This window comes from Campylobacter sp. LR291e, assembly GCF_008633915.1.
In the GTDB taxonomy this organism is placed as follows: Bacteria; Campylobacterota; Campylobacteria; order Campylobacterales; family Campylobacteraceae; genus Campylobacter_D.
In genome coordinates, this window is record NZ_VJNV01000032.1 from 72,175 (window position 1) to 84,164 (window position 11,990).

The following is an 11,990-nucleotide window of genomic DNA, read 5'->3' on the forward strand; positions in this document are numbered from 1 at the left end:
CAAAGGAAAAAGATGTCAAATTTCATAGTAGCACAAAAACTTTCACTAGGTTATGACGAGCTTGTTATTAAAGAGGCTAGTTTTATCTTTAATAAGGATGATTTTGTTTTTATCACAGGTAAAAGTGGAAGTGGAAAAAGCACGCTTTTAAAGTCTTTTTATGGGGACTTAGACCTGCTTTCTGGTCAGCTTGAAGTGTGTGGGGCATCTATGAAACATATAGGAAATAATGAGCTTTTAAAACTTAGGCAAAGGATAGGTATTATTTTTCAAGATTATAGATTAATCCAAGAAATGAGCGTGGCAAAAAATGTTATGTTACCTTTAATGATAAAGGGTTATAGTAAGAAAATTTGCCAAGAGCAAGCTGCTAAGCTTTTAAAACATGTAAATTTAACCTTTAAGGCCGATAAAATGCCTGACCAGCTTTCTGGTGGAGAACAACAAAGGGTTGCAATGGCAAGAGCTTTAGCACATAATCCTAAGCTTTTGTTGTGTGATGAGCCTACTGGGAATTTGGACGAGTACTCCTCAGATATTATATGGACTTTGTTAAAATCAGCTAGAGAGTTATTAGGAACCTGTGTTGTAGTGGTTACTCATAGAATTCCAAGCAATCTAAGGGTAAATTATAGACGTTTTAATATAGACAATGGAAACATGCATGAAATCTCTTAGAACGCATTTAGCCCTTATTTTACCATTGCTTTTTATGATGTTTGCCTTTGAATTTGTCTTTATTACAAATGCTACTATAAAGCATTATGAAAATATAGTAAATAAGGACTATAACATTATAGTTACAAGCACTATAGCGCTTGATGAAAAAAATATAAAATCAAAGGTAAGTTCTTTTATAAGTATGAGCTTACTTGATCCAAAGGATTTAATAGATAGGCTTAAAAAGGATGTTTCTGAAAAAAATTTAAAGCTTTTAAGAAGTTCTTTACCTAAATTTTATAGCCTTAAACTTGATTATTTACCTACTCAAAGTGAACTTGAAAACATAGAAAAACAATTACTTAGTATTAATGGCATAAACAAGGTAGAAACATTCGCAAAAACGCATAATAAAATTTATTCTTTGCTTGTCTTAATAGAAATGATTCTTTGGTCCTTTCTTTTTATAATCATACTTTTAAGCTTTGTTTTATTTTTAAAACAAATGCGAATTTGGCTTTATGAACACACTCAAAGGGTGGAGATTATGTGTTTATTTGGGGCTCCTTTTTGGTTTCGTTCTTTTATGCTTTATAAAATAGTCTTTTTAGATTGTTTAATCGCCTTTTTAATTTTACTTGGATTTTTTACCCAATTTTATAATCTATCCATAGTACAAGAAAGCTTAAAAAGCGTAGATATAGAACTTCCTCCTATAAATTTTTTCATTGATTTAGGAATTATTTTTGTAGCTACCTTAATAGTTTCTTTATTTTGTGTAAATTCTGTTATGTTTAGGGTTAAAAAATGAGAATTATTTTTTGTTTTTTACTAGCTTTAAGCGTACTTTTTTCAAGTACTATTAAGGAAAAAACAAAGAATTTAGAAGCAAATAAAAAAAGCCAAGAACAATTAAATAAAAAGCTTGAAGACTTAGCAGTTGAAATTTTAAATGGAGAAAAGGCTTTAAAAGAGATAAATTCTCAAATACAAGATTTAAATTTGCAAATTTCAAAACTAGAAAGCAATGCTAAGGTACAAAATAAAGAACTTGATAATTTAGCTAATCAAAACAAGGAATTATTAAAAAATAGGACCTTAATGGAAAATAAACTAGTAAGCTTGATAGCTAAGGATTTTGCTTATGATTTGCCCATTCCCCAAGGTTATATAGAAAGTGAGGAAAGCTTTATAGCCTTAGAGGTATTACAAGGCATTGATATGATGCTAAATGATGAAATTTCAAAGCTTAGTAAGGATTATGATGGACTAAGTAAGATGATAGATAATAAACAAGAACAGATTAAAAAAATAAATTTAAGTCTTAAAGATTATAATGAACAAGTAAATAAATTTAACGAGCTTAAAAAAAAGCAATTAAATGTTATTAATAAGCAAAAAATGGATAGGGATATTTATACTAAAAAGCTTGAAAATTTAAGTGCCCAGCAAAATGAGATTAGAAAGACACTAAATCAACTTAAAATTATAGAAAAGCAAAATTCTAAAACTAACGCTAAGGATAGTAAGATTAGTTCTAATGATAGTCAAAAAATTCGTCAAATAGGTTCTAGCTATCAAGGAAGTAATGTTAAAAAATACACTGGCAAAAAGACTATTGCACCCCTAGAAAGCTTTGTTGTAAAGCAAAAATTTGGCAATTATGTAGACCCAATTTATAATATTAAAATTTTTAATGAAAATGTGATTTTGCGTAGTAAAAAAAGCGATGCCACTGTTAAAAGCGTACTTGATGGCAAAATCGTTTTTGCAAAGGATACTGGTATGCTTGAAAGGGTTGTGATTATAGAACATAGCAATGGAATTCATACTATTTATGCACACTTAGATAAGATAGCCCCGACCGTTAAGGTAGGTAAAAATATAAAAAAAGGTGCTGTTGTTGGTAGGATAAAAGATGATTTAACCTTTGAGGTTACTCAAAAAAATTTTCACATAAATCCTTTAGAACTCATTAGCTTAAATTAGCTTATTTTAATACTATTTTAACTATAATTGCAAAGTTTAAAGGAGATATTATGCAAGAAAAAAAAAGGGTTTTGGTTAAATTTTCGGGTGAGGCTTTAGCTGGTGAGAATGGTTTTGGTATAGAAAATTCAATCTTAAAATACCTTGCGATGCAGATTAAAGAACTTGTAGAAAATGATATAGAAGTTGGTATTGTTATAGGCGGTGGAAATATAATTCGTGGTGTATCTGCTTCAAAGGGTGGACTTATAAAGCGAACAAGTGGCGATCATATGGGAATGTTAGGCACTGTTATAAATGCTATTGCTATACAAGAGGCCTTGGAAAGTTATGGTGTTGAGGTACGTGTTCAAAGTGCTATTAAAATGGAAGCATTTTGTGAAACTTATATTATGAGAAGGGCTAATAGGCATTTAGAAAAAGGGCGAGTTGTTATCTTTGCAGCTGGTACTGGAAATCCTTATTTTACCACTGATACAACGGCGATTTTAAGGGCAGTTGAGATTAACGCTCATATGGTTATTAAGGCTACAAAGGTTGATGGGGTTTATGATAAGGACCCAAATAAATACACTAACGCTCAATTTATCAATGTTTTAAACTATGACGAGGCAATGAAAGATAATATTAAGGTTATGGATGATACAGCTATTGCTTTAGCTAAGGATAATACCTTGCCTATCGTGGTTTGTAATATGTTTAAGGAAGGGAATTTGTTAAAGATAATACAAGGTGATACTAGCCTTTGTTCTATAGTAAAAAATAGTTAAGGAGAAAAAATGCAAAGAATTGAAGAAGTTGTGGCAAAAGCACTTAAAAAAATGAATGATGACAGGTATAAACTTGCCCTTGTTGTTGCAAAAAGGGCGGAACAATTAGCACAAGGTGCACAGCCTTTAATCGAATTTGATAAGACAAAAATGAAGTTAGCAGACCTTGCACTTTTTGAGATTGCCGAGGGCAAAATTACTTTAGAGGGCTTAGTTGAAAACACTTGATGAAGAATTATTTCTTGAAGACTTAGTTGAAGAGGTTAAAAATTGTAAAGACCTTGAAGGTGCTAGAGAACTTTTATTTAGGGTTTGTGATAAGGATGAATTACTAGAAAAGGCAGTTGATTTTTGCATTAGTTCGCACGAAGGACAGGTTAGAAAAAGTGGAGAACCATACGCAGTTCACCCTATCTTAGTGGCTAGTTTAGTAGCATTTTTAAGTGAAAATAAGCCTACTATTTTGGCTGCACTTTTACATGACGTGATAGAAGATACAGCTTGTAGCGAAGAAGAATTAAGAAATGAATTTGGCTCAGAAGTGCTAAGCCTTGTTTTAGGGCTTACTAAGATTATTGAAATAAGAGAGGATAATCTTATAGAATCAAATTCAAACAAAAACCTAACTAAATCTGCCCTTACTTTTAGAAATATGCTACTTGCTAGTGTCAAAGAGGTTGGCGTTTTAATAGTTAAGCTTTGTGATAGACTTCATAATATGCTAACCCTTGATGCACTAAGGGAGGATAAACAAAAAAGAATTAGCGAAGAAACCCTTGTGGTTTACGCCCCTATAGCTCATAGACTTGGAATTTCAAGCATTAAAAATTATTTAGAGGATTTAAGTTTTAAATATTTAATGCCTGATGAGTACTTGCAAATTTTTAATTATATAAACTCAAACGACCAACAAATGCAACTTGGACTTAATGAATTTATTACTAAGATTGAACTTTTATTTTTAAGTAATGGTTTTAGGCAAGGGACCTTTGAAATTCAAAAGCGTATAAAACATAGTTATTCTATTTATTTAAAAATGCAAAGAAAGGGCGTTGGGATTGAAGAGGTACTTGACTTGCTTGGGGTTAGAATTTTAGTAGAAAAGATAAGCGATTGTTATTTAGCACTTGGGGTTTTACATACGCATTTTAACCCTCTTGTATCGCGTTTTAAAGATTATATTGCCTTGCCTAAGCAAAATGGTTATCAAACAATTCACACTACGCTTTTTGATACTAAAAATATTATAGAGGCCCAAATTCGTACCTTTGATATGCATAAAATCGCAGAATTTGGCATAGCTGCACATTGGAAGTATAAAGAAAGTGGCAATGTGGCTATTCCTAGGCTTGATTGGTTGAGTGACCTTTCTATGCAAAGTATAAATCATATTAGTGAGGACTATAATGCTGTAGAACTTTATGAGTATGCAAAAGATAGTTTATATGTTGAAGACGTGGCTGTTTATTCTCCAAATGGTGAAATTTTTACTTTGCCACGAGGTGCAACCGTGCTTGATTTTGCTTACGAGGTACATACTAAAATAGGACTTCATGCAAAAACTGCTTATGTTAATCGTATAAAAGTGCCACTTTTAACTGAGCTTAAAAATGGGGATATTGTTCGTATTGTTACTAGTGATGAGAGTTTTTATAGGTGTTCTTGGATTGATAGCGTTAAAACCGCAAAGGCAAAGGCTAGTATTAGGGAGTATTGTAGGCAAAAGGCAAAAGAGATTAGTTATCAAAATGCCCTTAATATACTTTGTTTTATTTTTAGTGAAAAACAAGAACTTATTGAAGAGTGGATTGAAAAGGAAAATTTAAGTCGCAGAATTCGCCAAATTTCAGAAAGTCAATCAAATTTAAAAGATGTGGTAAACATACTTAAAAAATACGGCAAAAAGTCTTATTTTTTCAATAAATATGATATTAGAGAACAAAAAATAGGCAATTGCATTTTTTATGCAAATCATAAAATTTCAAATGTGGAATTTGAGTATTGCTGTCATCCAAAAAAGGGCGATGATATAATAGCCTTTGTTAAAAATTCAGTAGCTAGCATACACCATAAGCTTTGTACTAGGGCAGGAAAAATGCTTGATGAAAATAAAGAAATGGTTTTTATAAAATGGGATTTAGATACGCAAAAAAGTTATAAAATGATTTTTTCTTTAGAAAATAAAAAAGGCGTATTAGCCGAATTTTTAAATTTACTTGCTAAAATGCAAATAAATTTATTGACGATTAATCTTTCAAGCGTAAATTCTATGGCTGATTATTTTGAAATAACCATGGAAATACCTGAGAATGTCAAGGTAAAAAAGATACGCGAAAGACTTGAAACGCGTTGTAAAATTTTAGATTTTGTGTATTTAAATGACGCATATAAAGAAAGTTCTATTTAGGAGTGGGTATGGATTTGGGCAATATTTTTGCAGAACTTAAAAGAGGTTGTGCTGAAATAATTGATGAAGAAAAGATTAAAACTTTGATTGAAAATTATTATGAAAAGGGCGAAAATTTCTTTGTTAAGCTTGGTTTTGACCCAACAGCCCCTGACTTGCATTTAGGACATAGCGTAGTTTTAACAAAATTAGCCTTTTTACAAAAGCATGGGGCTATAGTATATTTTTTAATAGGTGATTTTACAGCACAAATTGGAGACCCAACTGGTAAAAATGTAACAAGAAAAAGACTTAACAAAGAAGAGGTTTTAAAAAATGCTAAGACTTATGAAGAACAGGTATTTAAAATTTTAGATAAAGATAAAACTAAAATTTGCTTTAACTCTGAGTGGATAAATGCTTTAGGAACGTCCGGTTTAATCGAACTTAGTTCTACTTTTAGCGTAGCTAGAATGCTTGAAAGGGATGATTTTACTAAAAGATTTAAAGAACAAAGCCCTATAAGTATTTGTGAATTTTTATACCCTTTACTTCAAGGCTATGATAGCGTGGCTTTAAAATGTGATATAGAAATGGGTGGGACAGACCAAAAATTTAATCTTTTAATGGGTAGGCACCTACAAAGAATTTATAACACTCAAAAACAACAAGCCGTTATTATGATGCCTTTACTTGAAGGGCTTGACGGGGTTAATAAAATGAGTAAGAGTTTAGGAAATTATGTAGGGCTTACTCAAAATCCAAACGAAATGTATGCAAGGCTTTTAAGCATTAGTGATGAGTTAATGTTAAAATATTACGAACTTTTAAGTTCTAAGAGTTTGGCTGAATTTGAAGAGATAAAAGAAAATATTAAAAATAATTTTTTACACCCAAAAAAGGCAAAGGAAAATTTAGCCCTTGAAATAGTTACAAGGTATTATAATGAAGATTTAGCAAAACTTGCAAAGGATGAATTTGATAAGGTCCATTCTCAAAATGCCTTGCCAAGTGATATAAAAGAATTTGAAATTAGTGGTGAAATTTGGATAGCTAAGGCCTTAGTAGAATGTGCTTTGTGCCATTCAACTTCTGCTGCAAGACGTGATATAATAGCAAATGCAGTTAGCATAAATTCACAAAAAATAAAAGATGAACAAATGAAACTTAAAGCAGGTGAGTATATCTTACAAATAGGCAAGAGAAAATTTGCAAAATTAAAGGTAATTCAATGAGTTTTAAACCCTTAACTATAGGAAAGCATACTATAAAATATCCCATTTTTCAAGGTGGAATGGGGCTTGGCATTAGTTGGGATAGATTAGCTAGTGCTGTGTCTTTAAATGGAGGGCTTGGTATTATTTCTTCTGTAGGAACTGGATATTATGAGAATTTAAGCCATATTAGCAAGGAATTTAACTCAAAGCCTTATGGTAGTAATAATTTTTATTCAAGAAATGGACTTAAAGCCATTATTGATAATGCTAGAAAGGTTTGTGGAAACGCACCTTTGGGTTGTAATATTTTATGTGCTAGTAATGATTATGCAAGGATTGCAAGGGATGCTTGTGAGCTTGGTTTTAATGTTATTATTTCTGGGGCTGGCTTGCCTACAAATTTACCTGAGTTTACAATGGGTTTTGAAGATGTCGCACTTGTACCTATAATCTCATCTGCTAAGGCCTTAAAAATTATCTGTAAACGTTGGCAAGCTCGCTATAATCGTTTGCCTGATGCTGTTGTTTTAGAAGGTCCAAAAAGTGGAGGTCATCAGGGTTTTACTTATGAACAATGCCTTGATATAAATTATCAACTTGAAAATTTAATTAAGCCTGTTGTAGAAGAGGCTAAAAATTGGGGGTCCTTTCCTATAATAGTAGCTGGTGGAATTTGGGATAAAAAAGATATAGAAAATGTTTTAAATTTGGGTGCTAGTGGCGTACAAATGGGAACTCGTTTTATAGGTACCTTTGAATGCGATGCAAGTGATGATTTTAAGCAAGTTTTGATTAATTGCAAAAAAGAAGACATAGAACTTATAAAATCTCCTGTTGGATACCCAGCTCGCGGTATTAGGACAAATTTATTAAATTTAGTGGATAAAAGAATGGGACCTAAGATAAATTGTGTTAGTAATTGCGTAGCACCTTGTGGGCGAGGTAAGGAGGCTACAAAGGTTGGTTATTGTATAGCTGATAGGCTTTATGATGCCTATGCGGGCAAAAAAGAAACGGGACTTTTCTTTACGGGTGCCAATGGCTATCGTTTGAAAGAATTAATTTCAGTGAAAGAATTAATGGATAAACTTGTGAATGGTGAGTAGGGTTTTATTACTTAGTTTAATATTATTCAATTTTCTTTTTGCTACTTATGAAAAGGAATTAACATCTTTTGATGATAATTTTATAACTTCTAACCCTGACACGCAAACTAAGTATCACCAACAACTCAAAAGCCTATATATACAAAGTGTTATAAGGGATGATGAAAGTACTAAGCTAGAAATTTTAAAAAGATTAGTGGTAAGTTCAAATACCTTAAATTTAAGCGATGAAAGCTATGTTAGTGAGCTTGAAGAAAGTGGGGTAAGTGCTGAAAATATCAATAATTTAAAAAAAGCTACAAAATCACTTAATACTCAAAAAAAAGAAAATGAGACTACTCAAAACACAAATTCAAAACTACCAGATAATAGTATAATAGCCCTAAATTCAAGCACTTCAAAAAATTCGCAAAAGATAATTTATATTTTAAATGCTAAAAAAAATGATACAGGCGTGGAATTTAGTTTAAATACTAAGATAGATAAAGATGATTTAAAAAGCTTTGTGCTAGATGAAAAAGGTAATTATAGACATATTACTGATTTAAGTGGTGTTTTTGAAAGCGTTAGAAAGGATTTTACTTATGAAGATTACTCCATAGTAATATCTCAATATAACCCAAAAACCATTCGTATAGTAGTAAGGGCAAAGGAAAAAATTAATGTAGAATTTAAATTTAATGAAAATAAGGTTAATCTTTTAGCTAGTTTTGATAAGAAAGAAGTTAAAAAAGAAAGTGAAGTTAAAAAGGTAAAAAAAGAAGAAAAGCCAAAAGAAGAAAAAAAGCCTGAAAAAAAAGATGTTAAAAAAGAAAATTCAAACCTTTATGTTTTAAGTGTAGATAAAGAAAATGAGGGCGTGTTATTAAAATTAAATCAAAAATTAGATAATGATGAAATAAATATTAGCACTACAAAGGACTCAAAGTATTATCGTTATATTTATTCTTTTGAAGGTATTTTAGAAGGTGGTCGTAAAAATTATGAATTTAAGGATAAATTTATTACTATCACTCAGTTTACTCCACAAATTGTTCGTATAGTTTTAAGTTCTATTAAAGAAGAAAAAATTTTTAAAGAACTCAGTGATAAAAGTTTAATTTTAGCCTTTTCAAATACTAAAAGTACTACAAAAAGCACTAAAACTCAAGGTAAAGAAAAAACACAAAAAAAGACCCAAAGCAAAGAAAAAAAGCAGGATGAAGAAGAAGTTGTCGTTACAAAAACTATCTCAAAGGGTGGTAAAAATACTCTAAGTTCTGCTTATAAGGCAACCAAGCTTATAGTAATTGATGCTGGGCATGGTGGCAAAGATGCTGGGGCTGTTAATAACAAGGTAAAATTAAAAGAAAAGGATATAGTTTTAAATACGGCCTTAAAGCTTGGAAATGAGCTTAAAAAAAGGGGCTATAAGGTGCTTTACACTAGAAGTAAGGATAATTTTATAAATTTAAGAACTAGGACAAAGTATGCAAATGATAAAAAGGCAGATTTGTTTTTATCAATACACGCAAACGCTGCACCAACGCAAGATAAGGCTAAGGCTATGGAAGGGGTTGAAACCTTTTTCTTATCTCCTGCTAGAAGTGAACGCAGTAAAAAGGTCGCTGAGAAGGAAAATCAAGGCGATTTAGAAGAGGTTAATTATTTTTCTAAGCAAAATATTTTACACTTTTTAAACCGCGAAAAAATAATTGCCTCAAATAAATTAGCAATCGATATACAAAAAAGCGTTTTATCAAATACTAGGCAAAAATATAAGGTAGTTGATGGAGGAGTAAGAGAGGCACCATTTTGGGTCTTAGTTGGGGCTCAAATGCCAGCGATTTTATTAGAGATTGGCTATATTTCTCATCCAAGCGAATCAAAAAGAATAGCAAATAAGAATTTCCAAGACCTATTAGCAAGAGGGATTGCTGATGGGGTTGAAAATTATTTTTATCATAATAAATGAAAAAAGCGAATTTAGTTTTTAAGGATAATACCCCCTTTTCGCTTGATTTTAACGACTTTTATTTTAACTCACAAAATAGTATAAATGAAAGGGAATTTGTTTATACAAGAGCCTTTGAATTTGATACAAAAGAACAATTTATCATAGCAGAAACAGGCTTTGGCCTAGGCTTAAATTTCTTTTTAACATTAAAGCATTTTTTAAGCTTAAAAAATAGACCAAAACGACTTTTTTATGTAAGCGTTGAAGGTTTTTATATAGAAAAACACATTTTAAAAGAGTGCTATGAAAGGCTTGGAATTTACAATGAATTTAAAGAATACATAGATAAATTTTTAGAATTTTATCCACCTTGTAAAAGGGGCTATTATCGTTTTTATTTTAAGGATATTTTTTTAGACTTAATCTTTGATGATATAAGTGTTTTAAGTAATTTAGATTTTAAGGCTAATGTGTGGTATTTAGATGGCTTTTCTCCTAGTAAAAATGAAGAAATGTTTAGTGAAAATACCATTAAAAATTTAAGCAAACTTTGTTTAAAAAATGCCATAATTTGTACCTATAGTGCTTCTTCTAAGGTAAAAAATATACTTTTAAAATATGACTTTGAAATTCAAAAAATAAAAAGTTTTCATAAAAGAGAAATGTTAAGGGCTTTTTTTAAAAAAGAAAGTGAAATTTTAGAAAAAGAAAATTATTTTTCAAGGCTTCTTTCAAATATAAGTGGCAAAAAAATAGCTATCATAGGGGCAGGTATTAGTGGAACTAGTTTAGCTTATGAGTTAAGCTTAAGGGGTTTTGAAATTAGCATTTTTGAAAAAAATGAAATTTTAGAAGAAGGTACTAGTTATAATGAAAGTGGAATATTAAGTTCTTTGATACTTAAAAAAGGCGTGGCACTTGGCGAATTTTCGCAGTTTGCTTATATAGAAGCAAGTAGATTTTATAGGCAAATTTTAGGATTAAGCTTTGATGGGGTTATGGAATTTAGCCATAATGAATTAATGAATAAAAGATTTTTAGATCAAAGGGATAATATTCTATTTTGTATAAATGATAATAAGGCTTTTTTAAAGGATGGTGGAATAATAATCCCAAAAAAAATAGTAAAAAATTTACTTAAATTAAGCAAGGCAAAGCTTTATTTAGGGCATGAATTTAGCTATTTTAAAAAAGATAAAAATTTTAGTTTGTATTTTAAAAATGCAGATAAAAGGCCAAATTTTGATATAATAATTTATGCCATGGGTAGTGATACAAAGGATTTTATAAATTATGATGCTATGAATTTAAGTAAGGTTAGAGGACAGGTTAGCCACCTAAAGCCCTTTTTAAATACTAAAATCGCCCTTTCTTCAAAGGGTTATATTTGTCCTAAAATAGATAATTTGCAAGTAATAGGGGCTAGTTATGATAGATTAAATTTAAGCAAGATGCCAAATTTAGAAGATGATAAAGAAAATTTAGAAAATATTAAGGAATTTGTTAAAATTTATAATTTAAAACTCATAGGTTCAAAGGTAGGATTTCGTTCTTATTCTAGCGATAGATTTGCAATAATTGGTGCTTTTTATGATGAAGAATTTTACAAAAATGCTTATAAAGGCTTACTTTGGACAAAACAAAGACCTCAAATTTTGCCAAAAAATCATGATAATTTATATTTAAATTTTGGTCATGGTTCAAGGGGGTTTAGTACAAGTATAATTGCTGCTAGGTATCTTTGTGCCTTAATTTGTAATGAACCATTAGCTATGTTTAAAGAATTTGTACCATACATTCACCCAGCTAGATTTTTAATTAGAAAGCTTAAAAAAGGCTTATAAATTTTCTTCAATTTTTTATTTTTATGTTACTAAATTGCACACAATATAACAAAAATAAACGCTTTAACTAGCTTTTAAATGA

Annotated in this window: 10 protein-coding genes; all 10 read left to right on the plus strand. The window is 30.4% G+C overall.

The features are described from left to right. Positions 1-12 precede the first annotated feature (12 nt). Genes FMM58_RS07195 through mnmC form a run of 10 tightly spaced genes read left to right on the plus strand, consistent with a single transcriptional unit; the run spans position 13 to position 11,908 of the window. Entirely contained in the window at positions 13-678 is a 666-nt protein-coding gene (locus tag FMM58_RS07195) for a cell division ATP-binding protein FtsE (RefSeq protein WP_150141607.1), read from the plus strand. Next, positions 665-1,471: an ABC transporter permease gene (locus tag FMM58_RS07200; protein ID WP_150141609.1), complete on the plus strand. Its 807-nt coding sequence runs from the start codon at positions 665-667 to the stop codon at positions 1,469-1,471. The genes FMM58_RS07195 and FMM58_RS07200 overlap by 14 nt, the downstream gene beginning before the upstream one ends. Beyond that, the gene (locus FMM58_RS07205; RefSeq protein WP_150141611.1) at positions 1,468-2,649 is read left to right on the plus strand and encodes a murein hydrolase activator EnvC family protein; all 1,182 of its coding nucleotides are present in this window, start codon (positions 1,468-1,470) and stop codon (positions 2,647-2,649) included. The genes FMM58_RS07200 and FMM58_RS07205 overlap by 4 nt, the downstream gene beginning before the upstream one ends. Positions 2,650-2,699: 50 nt before the next feature. Continuing rightward, complete coding sequence (gene pyrH, locus FMM58_RS07210) at positions 2,700-3,419, plus strand: UMP kinase (RefSeq protein ID WP_150141613.1); 720 nt, start codon at positions 2,700-2,702, stop codon at positions 3,417-3,419. Between the two features lie 9 nt (positions 3,420-3,428). Next, positions 3,429-3,647, plus strand: a complete 219-nt coding sequence (locus FMM58_RS07215; RefSeq protein WP_150141615.1) for a DNA-directed RNA polymerase subunit omega — start codon at positions 3,429-3,431, stop codon at positions 3,645-3,647. Further along, positions 3,634-5,826 carry a RelA/SpoT family protein gene (locus tag FMM58_RS07220; RefSeq protein ID WP_150141617.1) on the plus strand — a complete coding sequence of 731 codons (2,193 nt, stop codon included), beginning with the start codon at positions 3,634-3,636 and terminating at the stop codon, positions 5,824-5,826. Before FMM58_RS07215 ends, FMM58_RS07220 begins: the two co-directional genes overlap by 14 nt. An 8-nt stretch (positions 5,827-5,834) precedes the next feature. Next, positions 5,835-7,040: a tyrosine--tRNA ligase gene (gene tyrS, locus FMM58_RS07225; RefSeq protein WP_150141619.1), complete on the plus strand. Its 1,206-nt coding sequence runs from the start codon at positions 5,835-5,837 to the stop codon at positions 7,038-7,040. After that, on the plus strand, positions 7,037-8,128 hold the full coding sequence (locus tag FMM58_RS07230) for a nitronate monooxygenase (RefSeq protein WP_150141621.1): 1,092 nt from the start codon (positions 7,037-7,039) through the stop codon (positions 8,126-8,128). Before tyrS ends, FMM58_RS07230 begins: the two co-directional genes overlap by 4 nt. Next, a complete protein-coding gene (locus FMM58_RS07235; RefSeq protein WP_150180543.1) occupies positions 8,121-10,082 on the plus strand; it encodes an N-acetylmuramoyl-L-alanine amidase in 1,962 nt (653 codons plus the stop codon). Before FMM58_RS07230 ends, FMM58_RS07235 begins: the two co-directional genes overlap by 8 nt. Further along, positions 10,079-11,908, plus strand: coding sequence for a bifunctional tRNA (5-methylaminomethyl-2-thiouridine)(34)-methyltransferase MnmD/FAD-dependent 5-carboxymethylaminomethyl-2-thiouridine(34) oxidoreductase MnmC (gene mnmC / locus FMM58_RS07240; RefSeq protein ID WP_150141623.1), 1,830 nt, complete (start codon positions 10,079-10,081; stop codon positions 11,906-11,908). Before FMM58_RS07235 ends, mnmC begins: the two co-directional genes overlap by 4 nt. Positions 11,909-11,990: the final 82 nt, after the last annotated feature.